The 19067-nt window shown below is 62.5% G+C and carries 18 protein-coding genes; 8 read left to right on the top strand and 10 right to left on the bottom strand.

What is annotated here, in order from left to right; all coding sequences use genetic code 11:
- Positions 1–52: 52 nt before the first annotated feature.
- The 3 genes from EV286_RS05060 to EV286_RS05050 form a co-directional block, all read right to left on the bottom strand.
- Complete coding sequence (locus tag EV286_RS05060) at positions 53–1312, bottom strand: RNA polymerase sigma factor (protein WP_132955927.1); 1260 nt, start codon at positions 1310–1312, stop codon at positions 53–55.
- Complete coding sequence (locus EV286_RS05055) at positions 1309–1683, bottom strand: YciI family protein (RefSeq protein ID WP_132955926.1); 375 nt, start codon at positions 1681–1683, stop codon at positions 1309–1311. Before EV286_RS05055 ends, EV286_RS05060 begins: the two co-directional genes overlap by 4 nt.
- Positions 1684–1819: 136 nt before the next feature.
- Entirely contained in the window at positions 1820–2461 is a 642-nt protein-coding gene (locus tag EV286_RS05050) for an HD domain-containing protein (RefSeq protein WP_132955925.1), read from the bottom strand.
- Between the two features lie 117 nt (positions 2462–2578).
- Here EV286_RS05050 and EV286_RS05045 point away from each other — a divergent pair, with 117 nt between their 5' ends.
- Positions 2579–3547: a GlxA family transcriptional regulator gene (locus EV286_RS05045; RefSeq protein WP_132955924.1), complete on the top strand. Its 969-nt coding sequence runs from the start codon at positions 2579–2581 to the stop codon at positions 3545–3547.
- 154 nt (positions 3548–3701) lie between these two features.
- Entirely contained in the window at positions 3702–4661 is a 960-nt protein-coding gene (locus tag EV286_RS05040; RefSeq protein WP_132955923.1) for a hypothetical protein, read from the top strand.
- Between the two features lie 49 nt (positions 4662–4710).
- On the opposite strand, the gene EV286_RS05035 is transcribed toward EV286_RS05040, so the two are convergent.
- The 5 genes from EV286_RS05035 to glpK all read right to left on the bottom strand — a co-directional run bounded on the left by EV286_RS05035 (position 4711) and on the right by glpK (position 9795).
- A complete protein-coding gene (locus EV286_RS05035; RefSeq protein ID WP_207909747.1) occupies positions 4711–5118 on the bottom strand; it encodes a hypothetical protein in 408 nt (135 codons plus the stop codon).
- Between the two features lie 23 nt (positions 5119–5141).
- A complete protein-coding gene (locus EV286_RS05030; RefSeq protein WP_132955922.1) occupies positions 5142–7256 on the bottom strand; it encodes an SUMF1/EgtB/PvdO family nonheme iron enzyme in 2115 nt (704 codons plus the stop codon).
- 63 nt (positions 7257–7319) lie between these two features.
- Positions 7320–7706: a hypothetical protein gene (locus EV286_RS31870; protein ID WP_165932783.1), complete on the bottom strand. Its 387-nt coding sequence runs from the start codon at positions 7704–7706 to the stop codon at positions 7320–7322.
- Positions 7707–7827: 121 nt separating this feature from the next.
- Positions 7828–8232, bottom strand: a complete 405-nt coding sequence (locus tag EV286_RS05020) for an OsmC family protein (protein WP_132955921.1) — start codon at positions 8230–8232, stop codon at positions 7828–7830.
- 69 nt (positions 8233–8301) lie between these two features.
- Positions 8302–9795 carry a glycerol kinase GlpK gene (glpK, locus tag EV286_RS05015; RefSeq protein WP_132955920.1) on the bottom strand — a complete coding sequence of 498 codons (1494 nt, stop codon included), beginning with the start codon at positions 9793–9795 and terminating at the stop codon, positions 8302–8304.
- 309 nt (positions 9796–10104) lie between these two features.
- On the opposite strand from glpK, the gene xdhA reads away from it, so the two are divergent.
- Genes xdhA through xdhC form a run of 3 tightly spaced genes read left to right on the top strand, consistent with a single transcriptional unit; the run spans position 10105 to position 14757 of the window.
- Positions 10105–11574, top strand: a complete 1470-nt coding sequence (gene xdhA / locus EV286_RS05010) for a xanthine dehydrogenase small subunit (RefSeq protein WP_132955919.1) — start codon at positions 10105–10107, stop codon at positions 11572–11574.
- Between the two features lie 2 nt (positions 11575–11576).
- A complete protein-coding gene (xdhB, locus tag EV286_RS05005) occupies positions 11577–13913 on the top strand; it encodes a xanthine dehydrogenase molybdopterin binding subunit (RefSeq protein ID WP_132955918.1) in 2337 nt (778 codons plus the stop codon).
- A 1-nt stretch (position 13914) separates the two neighbouring features.
- Positions 13915–14757, top strand: a complete 843-nt coding sequence (gene xdhC / locus EV286_RS05000) for a xanthine dehydrogenase accessory protein XdhC (RefSeq protein ID WP_132955917.1) — start codon at positions 13915–13917, stop codon at positions 14755–14757.
- On the opposite strand, the gene EV286_RS04995 is transcribed toward xdhC, so the two are convergent.
- Complete coding sequence (locus tag EV286_RS04995; RefSeq protein ID WP_132955916.1) at positions 14742–14936, bottom strand: hypothetical protein; 195 nt, start codon at positions 14934–14936, stop codon at positions 14742–14744. The two genes, xdhC and EV286_RS04995, sit on opposite strands and share 16 nt — an antisense overlap.
- 102 nt (positions 14937–15038) lie before the next feature.
- Here EV286_RS04995 and EV286_RS04990 point away from each other — a divergent pair, with 102 nt between their 5' ends.
- Complete coding sequence (locus tag EV286_RS04990) at positions 15039–15962, top strand: LysR substrate-binding domain-containing protein (protein WP_132955915.1); 924 nt, start codon at positions 15039–15041, stop codon at positions 15960–15962.
- On the opposite strand, the gene EV286_RS04985 is transcribed toward EV286_RS04990, so the two are convergent.
- Positions 15938–16267 carry a hypothetical protein gene (locus EV286_RS04985; RefSeq protein WP_132956316.1) on the bottom strand — a complete coding sequence of 110 codons (330 nt, stop codon included), beginning with the start codon at positions 16265–16267 and terminating at the stop codon, positions 15938–15940. The genes EV286_RS04990 and EV286_RS04985 overlap by 25 nt on opposite strands.
- A 228-nt stretch (positions 16268–16495) precedes the next feature.
- Here EV286_RS04985 and puuD point away from each other — a divergent pair, with 228 nt between their 5' ends.
- Together puuD and guaD are read left to right on the top strand one after the other, a co-directional pair.
- On the top strand, positions 16496–17731 hold the full coding sequence (gene puuD / locus EV286_RS04980; protein ID WP_132955914.1) for a urate hydroxylase PuuD: 1236 nt from the start codon (positions 16496–16498) through the stop codon (positions 17729–17731).
- A complete protein-coding gene (gene guaD, locus EV286_RS04975; protein WP_132955913.1) occupies positions 17728–19062 on the top strand; it encodes a guanine deaminase in 1335 nt (444 codons plus the stop codon). The genes puuD and guaD overlap by 4 nt, the downstream gene beginning before the upstream one ends.
- The last annotated feature ends 5 nt before the right edge of the window (positions 19063–19067 follow it).

Below are 19067 nucleotides of genomic sequence, written 5' to 3'. Positions count from 1 at the left end.
CAAGGACGGCGGCGACCTGGTCGCACCGACAGTGCATTGAAAATTTTCTGGATTATCTCGCGTCTGGGGCTGACGCATCCGCCTTCAGACGGTCGAGCTGCATGCGGATATGGGCTGCCTCCGCCGACGACTTGGCGAGAGCGATCGCACAATCGAACGCCTCGCGCGCTTCGGCGTTGCGCCCGATCTGCATCAGGAGATTGCCGCGCAGCCCATGATAGTAAAAGTAGCTGTCCAGCTTTTCGCCAAGAGGTTCCACGATCGCCAGAGCTTCCTCCGGCCCCTTGAGTTTGGATATCGCCACCGCCCGGTTCAAGGTGATGACCGGTGAAGGCTGAATGCGTTCCAGCGTGCGATAGAGAAGCTCGATCTGCTCCCAGTCCGTGTCTTCCGCCCGTTTGGCCCGCCCATGCAGCGCGGCGATTGCGGCCTGGATCTGGTAGGGACCGGGTTGGCGATGTCGGATCGCCTTGTCCAGCAGAGCCAGTGCCTCGTCGATCATCTCCCGGTTCCATTGAGAGCGATCCTGATCCTCCAGCAGCACGATCTGCCCATTCTCATCGAAGCGCGCGCTTTCTCGCGAATTTTGCAGCAGCATCAGGGCGAGAAGCCCCATGATCTCCGGCTCTGCAGGAAAGATATGCAGCAGCAGCCGCGCGAGCCTGATCGCCTCGCCGGCGAATGCACAGCTGTCGCGCTTGGGATCGCTCGAGGAATAGCCTTCGTTGAAGACGAGGTAGACCATGGCGCCGACCACCGACAAACGCTCCGCCCTTTCGTCCGCCCCCGGTGCCTCGAAAGGCACGCCGGCCTTTGCGACACGCGCCTTGGCACGGGTGATCCGCTGTTCCATCGCACTTTCCGAAACGAGGAAGGCGCGCGCGATCTGCTGGACCGAAAGGCCGGAGACGATCCTGAGCGCCAGCGCGATCTGCTGCGTCGCCGGCAGATCCGGATGACAGCAGATGAACAGCAGCCGAAGTATGTCGTCGCGATAATTCGAACCATCCAGCCGCTCGGCGAGATTGGCCTCGGCATCGCCGGTATCGGATATGAGCTCCTCGTCAGGCAGGGCCTGCGTTTTTGCCTGACGGCGCACGGCGTCGATACCGCTGTTGCGCCCGACGAAGATCAGCCAGGCGACCGGATCGCGCGGCGGACCCTTGTCCGGCCACGTCCGAAGGGCACGCAGGCAGGCTTCCTGGAAGGCCTCTTCCGCGATGTCGAGATCACGGAAGTAACGCAGGAGAGCACCGAGCGCCTTTGGTCGGGCGGAGGCAAGCGCAACGTCGATCCAGGCGATATCCGTCATGGGGACGCATTCCCCGACATGAAGACGTAAAACGGCCGGATCTCGTACCCCGCAGAACCGGCATTGGCGGCGGAGAGCTCTTTTGTGAAGTTGATTGCCTCGTCGAGCGTTTCGAAATCCACCACGTAGAAGCCGAGAAGCTGCTCCTTGGTCTCGGTGAAAGGGCCGTCGAGGATCAACGGTTCCTCCTTCCCCTTTCTCACCGTCGTGGCCGCGGTCGTCGGCATCAACCGCCCGACCGGGCCAAGCTTGCCTGCCTTGGCAACCGGCTCCTGCACGGCGTAGAGCCGTGCCATCGCTGCCGCCTCTTCCTCCTTGGACCAGGCAAAGACGGTTTCCTCATTCGCGTAGCAAAGAATTGCGTAAAGCATCTGTTACTCCTCCTCTTAATGACGAAGGAGTAACGCGCCCACCGACAGGAAGCACCAGAAAAATACGGACCGGAGAACGAGTGCTCCCGATGGTTGACCAGATGCAAGTCGTCGAGGCGTGGCAGCCGATCGGCGGTCAGCTTGCCCAGTGCGAGCGACGGATGACGTTGCAGAAATTGCCGCGATGGAAATGCGGCTCCTTGTCCGCCAGCACGTCCGCCTTCACATTGCCGAAAGTCGTCTCCGGCTTGTGCCAGATGCCGTCGTAGAATGCCTGGATGATGTTCTCCTTGAAGTGATCACCACGCGGATGGGTCTGCACGACGGCCTCGCGCACGGCATCGTCATATTCGTCGTAGGCGATGCCCAGGACGTCCATTTCCACGCCCGCCGTCACCAGTGCCACGACCGGATGCATGTGTTGCGGGATGCCCGGCGTCGTATGCAGCGCAATCGCCGTCCACACGGTGTCGATATCGGCCTGGGCAATGCCACGACCCTCAAGGAAGTCTCGCGCGGCGTTGGCGCCATCGACTTCGAAGCGTTCGCACGGACTGCTGTGCTGGTGCATGAGGCCCATGTCGTGGAACATCGCGCCGGCATAAAGCAGTTCCGGATCGAACTTCAGCCCGCGACGCTTTCCCGCGAGCGCACCGAAATAATAGACGCGGCTGGAATGGTGGAAGAGCAGCGGCGATTCCGTGTCGCGCACCAGTTCGGTCACCTCGCGGGCGAGTTTGCTGTCGGGGATGCTGATGCCTTCTATCGAAAATGTCATGGCCTTTCTCCTTGTATCTGGGACACCACAAGGGTAAAAGGCGGCGAACATGGCAGCAATCGACGCCACACGTCATTTTCTGCCAATCACGGCGGAAGACGGACATGGAGTGCCGGCATGAAAGCAAAGGTCATCGCCATTCTTGCCGTGCCGGGCGTGCAGCTGCTCGATGTGTCCGGGCCGCTCGACGTGTTTGCCGAGGCCAATATCCAGGCCGGAAGGGAAATCTATGCGCCCCTGGTCATCGCGGCAAAGCACGGCCATATCCGCAGTTCGTCAGGCGTCCGCCTGGTGGCGGACCACGTCGTCGGCGAGACGTTGCCCGCGATCGACACGCTGCTCGTCGCCGGATGCCCGAACGCGACCGAGATAAGTCTCGGCGATGACCTTCTCGACTGGCTGAGGTCGACTGCGCCGAAGGCCCGGCGCTATGGGTCGGTCTGCAGCGGCGCCTTTCTGCTCGCGGCGTCAGGCCTGCTCGACGGCCATCGCGTCACGACCCATTGGGCTGTCGCCGAGGCACTCGCGGCCCGACATCCCGCCGTCACGGTTGAAAAGGACGCAATTCACGTCAGGGACGGCCGGCTGCGCACGGCAGCGGGCGTGACAGCCGGGCTCGACCTCTCGCTATCGCTCGTCGAGGAGGATCTCGGCCGCGACATCGCCATGAAGGTTGCAAGCCAGCTGGTGATGTTCTTCACGCGCCCGGGCGGGCAGATGCAGTTCAGCCGCGGCGGCGAGGCAGCGCCGGCAGGACGTTCAGCACTTCAGGAGATCCAGCGGTGGATAGCCGCAAATCCTGCGGCCGACCATAGCGTCGCGGCTCTCGCAAAACGCATGGATGTCAGCCCGCGGCACTTTGCGCGGCTCTTCCGTGAGGAGGTCGGCACCACCCCCGCCGTCTGGGTGGAGGCGGCGCGCATCTCCGCAGTACGGCGCCGGCTGGAGGACGGGCAGGCGCCGAAACAGGTCGCCAGCGAATGCGGTTTTGCGGATGTGGATACGCTGCGGCGGGCCTTCACACGCCATGTCGGCATCACGCCCGCAGAATACCGCAGGCACCATTGGCGAATTGACGAAGCCTGATGCCTGGGCCCGCGTTAACCGGTCAAAGCGCTCCCCGTTAACGATGCCGTCAGCCGCTCGGCAAGCCGCCACGGAGTTGCCTTCTTCGCCCCGGATGGGTGTCGCGGCGGAATTCTTGCCGCAGACATCAGCACATTCGATTTTCAGGACGAACATGAAGACCCTCGTAGCCCTGGCCCTCATCGCACTTGCCGCCCTCTCCGTCCCTGCCCGCGCTGCATCAGATGCGCCGCAGAACTTCATCTATACAAGCTCCGGCAATCTGGCCGGCGCCAAAACGCTTCTCGCGCGACCGGATATCGGCGGCGCCCAGGTCGTCTATAACTGGAAGAGCCTAGAGCCGGCGAAGGGCGAATACGACTTCTCCGCGATCGAGCAGGATCTCGCCCTTGCCCAAAGCCTCGGCAAGAAACTCTTCATCCAGGTGCAGGACCGCTTCTTCAGTCCGAAGGCAAGAAACATTCCCGACTATCTGCTGACGGAGCCCGAATATGATGGCGGGCTTACCGCCCAGTTCGACAATCCCGGCGAGAACAAGCCGGTCGGCTCCGGATGGGTGGCGCAGCAGTGGAATCCGGCGGTCCGCGAACGCTACCAGGCGCTGCTGAAGGCCCTCGCGGAGAAGTTCGACGGCAAGGTCTACGGCATCAATCTGCCTGAGACGGCGATCGACCTCGACCCCAAGAACGAGCCGAAGGGCTACAGCTGCGACGCATACTTCGAAGGTGAGATGGCAAACCTCGCTTTCGCCCGCAAGGCCTTCCTGAAGTCGCAGGTGGTGCAATACGTCAACTTCTGGCCCTGCGAGTGGGAAAATGACCACAACTACATGGGCCGGCTCTTCAAGTTCGCGGCGGAGTACAATGTCGGTCTCGGCGGTCCCGACATCGTGCCGAACCGCAAGGCGCAGATGAAGAACTCCTACCCCTTCTTCAACCAGTACAAGGGCAAGCTCGCCTATGTCGGCATGGCGGTGCAGGAACCGACGCTGACCTACAAGAACCCGACGACGAAGAAGCCCTTCACCAAGGAAGAGTTCACCGCCTTCGCGCAGGATTACCTCGGCGCTAGCGTCATCTTCTGGAGCGTCCGCTCGCCCTGGCTGAAACAATAGCGTCACCATGCCATGGCCGGCGGGATTGCCTTGCCAATCCCGGCCGGCTCTAGGCCTTGCCCGGAGCCGTCTCGACTTCGACCCGCGCATCGCCCGCGACGGCGGCAAGCTTCGTGCCGGGTTTCTCGCGCTTGAAGACCATCTTGATCGCGCCACGCCCTCCGGCCTTGCCGCCGGTGCCGAGGATGCTGATCTGGCCTTCGGAGCTGATCTCGACGGAGAGCTCCAGTTGGTCGAGCGACAGCGCCGAGCGCTCCATGGTCTGGTCGAAGGCATACTGGACGACTTCCAGCAGGTTGGAGACCTGATTGCGCAATCCTTCGGCGCTAAGGCTCACCATTCGGAATGCCCCGCTCTCCTGGCGGGAGCCGAAGCCGCCACCGACATCATCGCCGCTGCGGGCTCCGTCCCTCGATACCGGATCGGCATCGGTGATGACCTTTATCTGCCTGTCCATCGTCATCCTCATCTCGGTTTGAATCAAACTTCGCAAACGACCCTTAGCCCTATGCGCCCCTCCCAGCCGCGATTTGTCTCGCTGATGCTTTCGCGGTAGGCGGAACGGCAGATCGCCGGGTTGTGAGACCACGAGCCGCCGCGCAGCACGTGTAGATCCGGCCGGCCGCCGACATACGCGCTGCCGTCGCCGGGTATGTCGGCGAGACGGGCCGTCCAGTTGTCCAGGCAATGTTCCCAGACGTTGCCGTGCATCTCGAACATGCCAAAACGGTTCTGCGGATAGGTGCGCACCGGCTTGGTCGAGCCATTGAAGACGCCCTCCGGCCCCAGCGCATAGGAGCCGTTCTCATAGGCAATGCCGTCATATTCGAGGCTCGCGACGTCCTTCCCGAAGCTCGTGCCGCAGACGGCGCCGCCCGTGCCGCAATAATTGGCAAGATCGGAAGTCAGCGTCGGGCCGAAGTGGAACGGCGTCGTCGTCCTCGCCCTGCAGGCATATTCCCACTCCGCCTGGCTCGGCAGGCGGCAGACGAGGCCGGTCAATGCTGAGAGCCTCGCGCAAAACTCCCAGGCCTGCTGCCAGTTGATCGTCTCGACTGGCAGTTCGTCGCCCTTGAAGGAGGATGGATCGATCGGCAGAGCCCAGCGCTTCGCCTGCGGCTGGGCGACAACGAGCGCGCGCCATTGCGCCTGTGTTATCGCCGTCCGGCTCATGGCGAACTGCCGCAGGCGCATGAAGACGGGTCCTTCGTTGTCACGACGAAGATCCTCGCCCATCGGTGAACCCATCGAAAATTCACCGGCGGGCACCATGCTGAAGTCGATGGCGTTGCGGTCGTCTATGTATTGCGTGAAATAGGAGACTTCCTGCCAGTCGGCCGGCAGGCTCGCGCCGAGGGTATCCACGCTCTGCACCGAGACCATTTCGGTTCGAACAGCCGGTAGGGCACTCTTCATGAAACGCGAGTAGATGTAGAAACCGGTATTGCCGAGCAGTGCGGTCGCGGCAATACCGGCGAACACCTTGCGGCGTGAAAACCGCCAGCCCAGCTCCTTGTTCTCGTGCTTCTCCTCCTCCTTGCCCTGCTCTGCCGCCCCCCCCTCTTTCTCCGGCTTCGTCGGCTTCTTGTCGCCGTCCTCATCCTCATGGCCTTCCGGCAACGGCTCGTCACCACCGTCCAGTTCGTCGCCTTCGATCTTCTTGTGGCGTTCGTGTTCGGCAATACGCTCCAGCTTGGCGGCGATGCGCCGGATCGCCTCCCGCGATTGGGCGTCGGTCGGAGACACGGCGTTGATGCGCCACCAGAGCTGCTCTGCAAGCGCGAGATCACCGATCGCTTCCGCCTGCAGCGCCTCTATCTTCAGCGGCTCCAGATCTTCCGGCAGCGCGGCGGAAGGAAGTAGGATGAAATGCCGCTTCGAGAGCGGCTCTGCGAATGTACAGGGCGTCTGCCGTGGCTTGCCGTGCATGCGGCAGATTTCCGGAACCCTTGTCTGCAGGTAGCCGTCCAGTCGCTCGACCGTGGCACAGTTCTGCTCGCCATGGAGCTTCAGCCCTTCCAAGAGGCCATAGGTGAAAGCGCCATGCCCGAGATCGCTGATTTCGTAGGAGAACTCGGCCGGACTGCACGAACTGACGGTAACGGTGCCTTTCTGCCGCTCCAGCCCCACCCCCTGCCCGTCGCGCGCGCCCTCGTTGCGGCATGCATCGAGAAGCAGGATCACGTTTTCCGCGCCGCTCTTGCGTAGCCTTTCGGCCACATAGCGGACCGGAATCCCGGTTTCTTCCACATTGCCGGGGTCGGCGTCGAGCGGCAGCAGATAGTCCTGGTCGCGCTCACGTCGGCCATGACCGGCGAAGAAGAACCAGAGATTGTCGCTTGGCTCCATGAAGGGCTGCTCGAAGCGGACACGCAGGAACCGCATGAGGTTGCCGAAGGTCGGCCTCGACTGTAGCGGCTGACCGTAGTCCGACTTGAGCGGTGGCGCATCCTCGGCAAGGAAATAGACGTCCTTGAAACCTGCCTCCTTGCTGAAGAACGAACTGACAGCCTCGGCATCCTGGCGCGCATAGTCGAGCGGTTTCAGGTTGTCATACCTGTTGATCCCGATGCAAACGGCCAAGTTCTGGCTCATTGTGGCAAGTCGCCCCCTAGCAAGGAATTCCGATTTCAAGATCGCAAGGACAGAGCCCGGACGCTACATGCCGCCGCCGTCGCCGCCATCACCGCCCATGCCGCCGCCGCCGTCGCCGCCACCCATTCCGCCGCCGGTGTCACCGCCACCGGAGTTGCCGCCGCTGTCGGATGAATTCGAACTGCGCCCGCTGTCGCCTCGGTCCTGCTTGTCGGAACGCTCATAGTTAGGGCTGTTGCGCGCCGCCTGCGTCGGGCAGGCCCAAAGCGTCCGGCTGCCCATCTCGACAATCCGGCAGTTGGAGTAAGGCCTTCTGGTCTGCCTCCCCGATGTCGTCTTCGTCGCGAAGTACATGATCCGCTCGGCCGTCTGCGCCTCTGAGGCGAAATCGCCCCACGCCAGACTTGCAAGAAGGATAACTGCAATCGACACCAGGCGTAGTCCGCGCATTGCTTCCTGCCCTCCGGATGCATGGCGCTAATTATAGATCGCTGATTTAGCAACTTCTACAAGAATATAGCCCATGCGGCCGCATCCGGCAGGGCTTTGGTCGCAGCCAGCCGCAAGCCTGTCAGGCTGTTGCGATTGCCACGGGAATGCCGTTTCGCAGCGAATTGCTCACCATGCAGGTGGCCTTTGCCCTCTCGATGACGCGTGATGGATCAGATCCATTCAATGTCTCGCAGGCGACGGTCACTCTAGCGGCCTTGGTCAGGAGCGGATCGCCTTCGAGGTCAATGGTGACGGAGATAGAAATCTTGCCGAGCCCGACACCCATCTCATAGGCAGCATAGCGCAGGTCGTTGCAGAAGCAGCCGCCGAGCGCCAGCGCAAGCAGCTGTGCACCATTGAAGCCGAGACCCATTCCGCCCGCCTTGCCTTCCGGGCGGTCCACGATGATGGTGTGCGCTCCGGCCCAGCCCATCGCCGCCTCGGTGCTTTCCACATTGCGCAATTCCACTGTCGTCGAGCCCATCGTCCACCTCCTTCGCGGCCGGTCGAACGAAGCTTAAATGACAGCGTCCTTTAGCGAAAGACAATATACCTATGCCTCGCTCAACGTCCGCTTGACGGCATTCTTCCAGCCCTTGAGCTTGGCCGCCCGCGTCTTCTCGTCCATCGCAGGTTCGAAGCGGCGATCGCGCTTCCAGGAGCGTGCGAAGTCCTTGCGGTCGGCCCAGACTCCGGCGCGACTGCCGGCAAGCCATGCGGCACCGAGCGCCGTCGTCTCCAGTATGGCCGGACGATCAACCGGCGCTTCGAGGAGATCGGCAAGCCGTTGCATGGTCCAGTCGGAAGCGACCATCCCCCCATCGACGCGCAGCACGGTCTCCTCGCCGTCACTCTTCCAGTCCTTGCGCATCGCCTCCAGCAGGTCGCGGGTCTGGTAGCAGACGGATTCGAGCGCCGCGCGGGCAAACTCCGCCGGGCCGGTGTTGCGCGTGAGGCCAAAGATCGCGCCGCGTGCCTTGGGATCCCAGTGCGGCGCGCCGAGCCCGGTGAAGGCCGGCACGAGATAGACCTCCTGCGTCGAGTCAGCCCTGGCTGCCAGTTCACCGCTCTGCTCGGCCTTGCGAATGACGCCGAGCCCGTCGCGCAGCCATTGCACCGCCGCACCCGCGATGAAAATCGAACCCTCCAACGCGTAGGTCGTCTCACCCTCGAGCCGGTAGGCGATGGTGGTCAGCAGCCGGCTCTTCGAGCGGACCATGTCGGCGCCGGTATTGAGCAGGGCGAAGCATCCCGTACCATAGGTCGATTTCAGCATGCCCGGCTCGAAGCAGGCCTGGCCGATCGTCGCAGCCTGCTGGTCACCGGCCACGCCGAGGATCGGGATAGCAACGCCGAAAATGCCCGGATCGGTGACGCCGAAATCGGCGGCGCAATCCTTCACTTCGGGCAGCATCGCCGCCGGCACGCGCAGGATTTCGAGGAGATCCTCGTCCCATTCGTTGGTGCCGATATTGAACATCAGCGTGCGCGAAGCATTGGTGGCGTCCGTCACGAAGCTCTTGCCACCCGTCAGCCGCCAGATGAGGAAGGTGTCGATCGTGCCGAAGCAGAGATCGCCCTTCGCCGCGCGGGCCCGCGCACCCTTCACGTTGGCGAGCATCCAGGAAAGCTTGGTGCCGGAGAAGTAGGGATCGAGCAGCAGGCCGGTCTTCCTGGTGAAGAGCTTTTCGAGATCCTGGCGCTTGAGATTGTCGCAGTAATTGGCAGTCCGACGGTCCTGCCAGACGATGGCGTTCTGTATTGGCCGGCCGGTTTCCCGTTCCCACACGACGACGGTCTCGCGCTGGTTGGTGATGCCAAGCGCCGCAATCTCCCTCGCCTCGATCTTTGCCTGCCGCAGCGCCATCCGGACGGTCGAGATGACGGAAACCCAGATTTCCTCCGGATCATGCTCCACCCAACCTGAGCGCGGATAGATCTGGGTGAATTCCTTCTGGCCCATTCCCGCGACCTTCATGTCGCCATCGAAAACGATCGCCCGCGTCGACGTCGTTCCCTGATCGATCGCCAGCACATATCCACCCATGCCGTTCCTCCCGGTCGGTTTTTCTGCAAGGAAATCAATATGGCAACGCGGGAGCCGAGGAAAGAGGATAAATGTTCGCCGATCTTGCGTCGGGGCATTCTACCCCTACGGATGTAGCGGAGTAGCAATTGCCAGCCGCATCGATTTGGGCATAACGTCATAACCAAAGCCGCGGTGCAGCATTGCGCGTTCCGGCTCCGTCTTCCCGCCGGCGATGCAAGGCAGGAGACCAGCGGTAAGCGGTCCATTGACGCGACGCGGACTGCGGCATAACGATTCAAGGTTAAAGCGAGACTAGCAAGGAACATCATGACCGACAGCATCCGCTTCATCCTCAACGGCGAAGATGTGTCGCTCTCTGTTGTCCGCCCCACTGAGACGCTTCTCGACTACCTGCGCCTTAGGCGGCGGCTGACCGGCCCCAAGGAAGGATGTGCCGAGGGCGACTGCGGCGCCTGCACGGTACTGGTTGGGCGGCTCATCGACGGATCTCTTCATTATGAGAGTGTGAATGCCTGCATCCGTTTCCTCGGCTCGCTGCACGGAACGCATGTCGTTACCGTAGAGCACCTGGCAGCCAAGGACGGAACGCTTCATCCCGTCCAGCAGGCGCTTGTCGATTGTCATGGCTCGCAATGCGGCTTCTGCACACCGGGCTTTGTCATGTCGCTCTATGGCCTGTGGCTCTCGACCGACAAACCCAGCCGCGCGCAGATCGAAAAGGCGTTGCAGGGCAATCTCTGTCGCTGCACCGGCTACGAGCCGATCGTCAAGGCTGCCGAGCAGGTGAGCGCGGCGCGCCCGAGCGCGCTCTTCGATCCGCTGGAAAAAAGCCGCGCTGATATCATCGGGCGGCTCTGGTCGATGCAGACGGATGAGACGATCGTTGTCGTCAGCGGCAAGGAGCGGCTGCTTGTTCCTGGCTCGGTGGCAGCGCTTGCCGATCTTCTCGCCGAAGAGGAGGACGCCACCGTCATTGCCGGCTCGACCGACGTCGGCCTCTGGGTGACCAAGCAGATGCGCCCGCTCAATCCGGTGATCTTCATCAATCACCTGAAGGAGCTGCAGACGATCACGGCAGGCGAGACCGGCTTCACGATCGGGTCCGGCGTCACCTACAGCCGCGCCTTCTCCGCCCTTGCCGCAAAGGTGCCGGCGCTTGGCCGTCTGATCGACCGCATCGGCGGCGACCAGGTGCGAAACATGGGCACGATCGGCGGCAACATCGCCAACGGTTCGCCGATCGGCGACACGCCCCCACCGCTGATGGCTCTTGGCGCGACCGTCAAACTGCGCTCCATAGAGGGCTTGCGGGCGGTGCCGCTCGAGGACTTCTTTATCGCCTATGGCAAGCAGGACCGCCGGCCGAGCGAGTTTGTGGAGAGCATCTTCGTGCCCTACCCGTTGGAAGGCAGCCACTTCGCAATCTACAAGATCACCAAGCGTCGCGACGAGGATATTTCCGCTCTTCTCGGCGCCTTCCACCTGAAGCTGGACGACGCGGGCAACGTCGCCGACGTCCGCATCGCTTTCGGCGGCATGGCGGGAACGCCCAAGCGCGCCCGCACGGTGGAGGTCAAACTGCTGGGCAAGCCATGGACGGAAGCAACGGTGGAGGCCGCCCGCCCCGCCTTCGACGCCGACTTCCAGCCGTTGACCGACTGGCGCGCTACCGCTGGATACCGGCAACTGACGGCCAAGAACCTGCTGCTGCGCTTCTATCTGGAGACAGCCGGAGCGCCGCAGGAACTCAGGCGTTTCGCTGAGGCGGAGGTGTAGGAATGGACAAGTCCACCTTCGAGGAACGCAAGATCATCAACGGCTCCGTACACGGCTCGCTGCGCCACGATTCGGCGCACAAGCACGTGACGGGCACCGCCGACTATATCGATGACATTCCGGAGCCTGCCGGGCTGCTCCACGGTGCGCTCGGCCTTTCCGATCGTGCCCATGCCGAAATCCTCAGCATGGACCTCTCCGCGGTAGCCGCCTCCCCAGGCGTCGTCTGGGTCTTCACCGGCAAGGACGTGCCGGGCGTCAACGACGTCAGCCCGGCCGGCCGTCATGACGAGCCGTTGCTCGCCGAAACGCTGGTCGAATTCCACAACCAGCCGATCTTCGCCGTGATCGCCGAGACCCGGGACGCCGCGCGCCGCGCTGCCCGAAAGGCGAAGATTGAGTACCGCGACCTGCCGCACTGGAGCGACATCAACGGCGCGCTGACGAACGGCAGTCCGCTCGTCGTCGAACCGATGACGCTGAAGCGCGGTGAACCGGAAACGGAAATGGCGAAAGCGCCGCACCGGCTGAAGGGCCAGATGCGTATCGGCGGCCAGGAGCATTTCTACCTCGAGAGCCACATCGCGATGGCGATTCCAGGCGAGGACGATGAGGTCGCAGTCTGGTCCTCGACACAGCATCCGAGCGAGATCCAGCATATGGTTGGCCATGTGCTCAACATCCCCTCCAATGCGGTGACCGTCTATATACGGCGCATGGGAGGCGGCTTCGGCGGCAAGGAAACCCAGGGCAACCAGTTCGCAGCCCTGGCCGCGATCGCTGCAAAGAAGCTCGGCCGAGCGATCAAGTTCCGCCCCGACCGCGACGAGGACATGGCAGCGACCGGCAAGCGCCACGATTTTCTCGTCGACTACGAGGTCGGCTTCGACGAGGAAGGGCGGATCCACGCTGTCGACGCGACCTATGCGGCCCGCTGCGGCTTTTCCGCCGATCTCTCGGGGCCAGTGACCGACCGCGCACTCTTCCATGCGGATTCGAGCTACTTCTACCCGCATGTGCACCTGACCTCGAAGCCGCTCAAGACCCATACCGTTTCAAACACGGCTTTCCGTGGCTTTGGCGGCCCGCAGGGCATGCTGGGGGCCGAGCGCTTCATCGAAGAGATCGCCTACGCCGTCGGCAAGGACCCTCTCGATATCCGCAGGCTGAATTTCTACGGCGCCAAGGGCTCCGAGCGGGTGTTGACGCCCTATCATCAGGAGGTTGAGGACAACATCATCGCACGCGTGGTCGATGAGCTGGAAGAGTCTGCCGACTACCAGGCCCGCCGCCGGGCGATCATCGAGTTCAATCGCTCGAGCCGCTTTATCCGCAAGGGCATTGCGCTGACCCCGGTCAAGTTCGGCATATCCTTCACGATGACCGCCTTCAACCAGGCGGGCGCGCTCGTCCATGTCTATCAGGACGGCTCGATCCATCTCAATCACGGCGGCACGGAGATGGGCCAGGGCCTCTACACGAAAGTGGCGCAGGTTCTCGCCGATGCCTTCCAGGTCGATATCGAACGGGTGAAGATCACCGCGACGACGACCGGCAAGGTTCCGAACACCTCCGCGACGGCCGCCTCCTCCGGCTCCGATCTCAACGGCATGGCCGCCTTCGACGCCGCCCGGCAGATCAAGGAAAGGCTCGTCGCCTTCGCCGCAGAGAAATGGGGCGTCGACCCCTCTCTTGTCGTGTTCCTGCCGAACCGTGTGCGTATCGGCGATGCCGAGATACCCTTCCCCGATCTGATCAAGCAGGCTTACTTCGCCCGCGTCCAGCTTTCGGCCGCCGGCTTCTACAAGACGCCGAAGATCCACTGGGACCGCCAGGCCGGGCGCGGCAGGCCTTTCTATTACTTCGCCTATGGCGCGGCCTGCTCGGAGGTGTCGATCGACACGCTGACGGGCGAATATCAGGTGGAGCGTGCCGACATCCTCCACGACGTTGGCCGCTCGCTCAACCCGGCCATCGACCTCGGCCAGGTGGAAGGCGCCTTTGTACAGGGCATGGGTTGGCTTACGACCGAGGAGTTGTGGTGGGACAGCAAGGGACGGCTGCGCACGCATGCGCCATCGACCTACAAGATCCCTCTCGCGTCCGACCGGCCGAAGATCTTCAACGTTCGCCTCGCCGAATGGTCCGAAAACGCCGAGGCGTCGATCGGGCGTTCCAAGGCGGTGGGAGAACCGCCTTTCATGCTGGCGATTTCGGTGCTGGAGGCCATTTCCATGGCCGTTGCGAGCGTCGCCGACTATAAGGTCTGCCCGAAACTCGATGCTCCGGCCACGCCGGAGCGCGTCCTGATGGCAGTCGAGAGGTTGAGGCAGGTGTGATATGTCGCGGCGCGAGATCCTGTCCGGGTTCATTCCCAAGAGCGACTTTCGCGTTTTCCTCGCGACGCGTCCGGACGTCATCCTCGTAGAAATCGTCGGCACGCAAGGCTCGACGCCGCGCGAGGCAGGCACCTTCATGCTCGTTGCCGAGAATGCCATGTGGGGCACGATCGGCGGCGGCCAGTTCGAATTCCTCGCCATCCGCAACGCCCGCGAACTTCTTTCGGGCGCGGGCGGAGCGGAAACGATGGATATTCCGCTCGGCCCCGAAATCGGGCAGTGCTGTGGTGGCCGCACGCAATTGCGCTTCCGGCGCGTGACGGACCCGATCGTCAGCGAACTGGAAGGCCGGCGGCGCGGCGAGGCGGACCAACTACCGGAGGTCTACCTCTTCGGGGCGGGCCATGTAGGGCGTGCGCTTGCGGCCGCCCTCGCCCCACTTCCCGTCTCCGTCACCGTCGTCGAGACGCGCAAGGATGAACTCGCCAATCTGCCCGCGGAAATGAAGACCCTGCTGGTGCCGATGCCGGAGGCGATCGCGAGGGAGATACCGGCAGGTGCGGCCGTGGTGATCCTGACGCACGACCACGCGCTCGACTTTCTCATCGCGCAGGAAGCCCTTGCCCGCACCGACCTTGCCTATATCGGCATGATCGGCTCGGCAACCAAGCGGGCGACCTTCGCCAGCTGGCTCGTTCGTGAAGTTGGCGGCGATCCGTCCTGGCTCGGCCGCCTCACCCTTCCGATCGGCGGATCGACGGTCAGAGACAAGCGGCCGGAAGTCATCGCCGCCATGACAGCGGCCGAAATCCTGACGGCGCTCTCAGCCTACCATCCTTCGTAGGGCGGGTCGCGCCCGTCCAGAAATCCGAGATCCCGCTTCACCCTGTCCGGCATCGCTTCGAGATCGAGCCGCGAGGAATGGACGAACGTGCGATTGAACCAGGCCTGGAGGCGCGAACCGAGCGTCGGCAGCGATAGATCGACATGGCCTTCAGTCCGTTCGATGGTTGAGCAATCCATGATGGTCACCTGCACTCCGTTGATGATGTACTTGCAGTGTGGGCCAGAAAATGCTGCAATTCCAATCGAACAACCGTCTGCATGCATAAAGAGAGCTTATCCATGAAGCTATCGAGGCAGTTTCCGCTGAACGCGCTGCGCGTCTTCGACGCCGTGGCGCGGCTTGGCAGTTTCACCAAGGCTGGAGAAGAGCTGGGCATGACCCAGACGGCCGTCAGCTATCAGGTGAAGCTGCTCGAAGAGAACGTCGGTGAACCGCTCTTCCTGCGCCGCCCGCGGCAGATCAGCCTGACGGAAACCGGTGAGCGGCTGGCGCCACAGGTCGCCGAGGCCTTCGAGATGTTGCAGCTTGCCATGGCCGAGGCGCGCGGCGAAACGGAAGTGATGCTGCAGATCACCTGTCTGGCGACATTCGCGTCCCAATGGCTCGCGCGCAAACTTGGCAATTTCCAGCTCGCCAATCCGAATATTGCGGTGCGTCTCAGCACCTCCGATACACTGGTCGATTTCGCCCGTGAAGCAGTCGATGTCGGCATCCGTTCGGGCAAGGGAGATTGGCCCGGGCTGCGCGCCGACAAGCTGATGGACGTCCATTTCACGCCGATGCTAAGCCCGGCGCTTGCCGAGAGCATTGGTGGCGTCCATGAGCCCGCGGACCTCCTGAAGCTCCGGATTTTTGATCTCACCGATCCCTGGTGGCACCAATGGCTCGAAGCAGCCGGTGTGTCCACCGCGGGCTTGGGGACGCGGACCACCAGCTTTTATGGCGCCCAGGCCTACGAGGCAGCCGCTGCTGTCGCAGGCCAGGGCGTGGCCATTCTGACACCTGATTTCTATCCGGAAGAACTCGCGACCGGAAAGCTGTTCCGGCCGTTCGAACTCCAATGCACCGATGGCCGCGGATACTGGCTCGCCTATCCGGAGAACCGCCGCAACGTTCCGAAGATCAAGGCGTTTCGCAACTGGATACTGAACGAGATGCCGGGCGGCAACACGCAGCCTCAGAATCCCATGTCAGGAGCATAGAAACAGCGTGGAGTATTTTCGTCCGGGAACAGGCAGAGGTGGTATTCGCTGTCCTGCGACCGTCTGGCGGTCTGCTGCGGCAGCTTGAAGACATGACTCCGTGTGACGAGCCTGTGATCGCCCGGAGCAAGCGTGACCTGATATCCACCCTGGACTATCCTCACGCTCTTGGTTGGTATCATCTGGCAATCACCGGTGTGGTTGTTGCCGTTGCAGCAGTAAGGTTCGTATTTCCAACCCGACTGTGCATCATGGGCATTGGCGCATGACACGTACGCAAACATCGTCGACATCACGGCAATCATTGCAATCATTGCATTGCGCATGGGCTATTCTCCGTTGATGAATGCCCCGCCGTTGCTGCGGTTTCCACCTCATCCCGGCGGCCTTGCAATACAAATGTAACAGAAGCTTCACATTTCCAGTACGATTATTTTGCAGTGCAGCAAAATTCGTCGGCTTGCGCGCTTTCTCTTTCCTCCTGTCGGAACATTTTGCATGCTAGTGAATCGGAGGAAGAACAGGGGTTAGTGATGTATGAGTATGCCATTGCGTGGGAGTGGCTGGCCTTTGCGGCCCGCTGGTTTCACGTCGTTACAGCGATCGCCTGGATCGGCTCGTCCTTTTATTTCATTGCCCTCGACCTCGGCCTTGTGAAGCGCCCGCATCTTCCCGAAGGCGTCCATGGCGAGGAATGGCAGGTCCATGGCGGCGGCTTCTACCATATCCAGAAATACCTCGTGGCGCCGGCCCAGATGCCGGAGCACCTGACCTGGTTCAAATACGAGAGCTATTTCACCTGGCTCTCCGGCTTCCTGATGCTCTGCATCGTTTATTACGGCGGCGCCGATCTGTTCCTGATCGATCGCCATGTGCTCGACATCAACGCCCCCACCGCGATCCTGATCTCGCTCGCCTCCCTCGCCGTCGGCTGGATCGTCTACGACCTGCTCTGCAAGTCGCCGCTGGGCAACAACACCTGGGGCCTGATGATCGTGCTTTACGCGGTTCTCGTCTTCATGGCCTGGGGCTATACACAGGTCTTCACCGGCCGCGCCGCCTTCCTGCATCTCGGCGCCTTTACGGCCACAATCATGTCGGCCAACGTCTTCATGATCATCATCCCGAACCAGAAGATCGTGGTTGCCGACCTTATCGCTGGGCGCACGCCGGATCCGAAGTACGGCCAGATCGCCAAGCAGCGCTCGCTCCACAACAACTACCTGACGCTGCCCGTCATCTTCTTCATGCTGTCGAACCACTATCCGCTGGCCTTCGGCACCGCCTACAACTGGGTAATCGCTACGCTCGTCTTCCTGATGGGCGTGACCATCCGGCACTGGTTCAACACCACCCATGCCCGCAAGGGGCGGCCGACCTGGACATGGATCGTCACGGTCATCCTTTTCATCATCATCATGTGGCTTTCGACCGTGCCGAAGGTGCTGACCGGCGGCGATCAGGCTTCCGTCGCTCCCGCCTTCCAGCAATTCGCCGGCGATCCGCACTTCCCGGCGGTCAAGGAACTCATCTCCACGCGCTGTTCCATGTGCCATGCCGCCGAGCCCGTCTATGAGGGGTTGGCCCGGCCACCGAAGAACGTCATCCTCGAAAACGATGCCGAAATCGCCGCCCATGCGCGCGAGATCTATATACAGGCGGGCCGCAGCCACGCCATGCCGCCCGGCAACGTCACGGACATCACGCCGGACGAGCGTAAGCTGCTGGTCGCCTGGTTCGAAAGCGCAGTTCAAGGCAAGAGCCAATGACGAAGACACTTCTGCGCGGGCGCCTGCTCTCCTTCAGGCGCGCGCCACTCAGCCTGACCGACACCGAAAGCTACCTCTACGAGGAAGACGGCGGCTTGCTGATCGAGGACGGCCTGATCGCCGCAATCGGCCCCTACGCGGACATCAAGGCCGAGGCGCCCGAAAGCATCGCCGAGATCGATCATCGCCCGCATCTGATCATGCCGGGCTTCATCGACATGCACCTGCACTTCCCGCAGATGCAGGTAATCGCCTCCTATGCCGCAAACCTGCTGGAATGGCTGAATACCTACACCTTTCCCGAAGAATGCCGGTTCGTGGAGACTGCCCATGCGCAAAGGATCGCGGGGCATTTCTATGACGAACTGATCCGCCACGGCACGACGACGGCGGTCGCCTATTGCTCGGTGCACAAGACCTCCGCAGACGCCTTCTTCGCGGAGGCCGTGAAGCGCAACATGCGCATGGTGGGCGGCAAGGTGATGATGGATCGCAACGCCCCGCAAGGCCTGCTCGACACGCCTGAGATGGGCTATGACGAAACCCGCCAGGTGATTGCGGACTGGCACGGCAAAGGGCGCAACCACGTTGCCATCACGCCGCGCTTTGCGATCACCTCTACGCCGGCGCAGATGGAAGCGGCGGGAGCGCTTGCCCGCGAGTTTCCGGACCTGCACATCCAGACTCATCTCTCGGAAAACCACGACGAGATCAAATATACCTGCGAGCTCTATCCCGAAGCGGCCGACTACACCGACATCTACGCCCACTACGGCCTGCTCGGCGACAGGACGCTCTTCGGCCACTGCATCCACCTCTCCGAGCGCGAGGCCGACGCGATGAGCGAGGCGGGCTCCATTGCCGTCCATTGCCCGACCTCCAACCTCTTCCTCGGCTCCGGCCTCTTCCCGATGAAGGCGCTGGTGCGCCGGGAGAAGCCGGTCCGGATCGGCGTTGCCACCGATATCGGCGGCGGCTCGAGTTATTCCATGCTGCGCACCATGGACGAGGCCTACAAGATCCAGCAATTGCTCGGCGAACGGCTGAACCCGCTGGACAGCTATTACCACATGACGCTCGGCAACGCCGAAGCGCTGTCGCTCGAGGACCGTATCGGCACGCTTGAGCCGGGAACGGACGCCGACCTCGTCGTTCTCGACGCCGCCGCGACACCGGCGATGGCGCTCAAGATGGAGGTGGTAAAGACGCTGCCGGAAGAGCTGTTCCTCCTCCAGACCATGGGCGACGACCGCGCCATCGCCGAAAGCTATGTGGCCGGAGTGGCGGCAAAGGCAAACTTGTCGAACAAGCAGAGAGAGACCGCGCGATAACCTCA

It is taken from the genome of Rhizobium sp. BK251, from assembly GCF_004345245.1.
Classification (GTDB): Bacteria; Pseudomonadota; Alphaproteobacteria; order Rhizobiales; family Rhizobiaceae; genus Rhizobium.
Note: the sequence above shows the minus strand (reverse complement) of the source record. Positions and strands in the feature narration are given on the sequence as shown.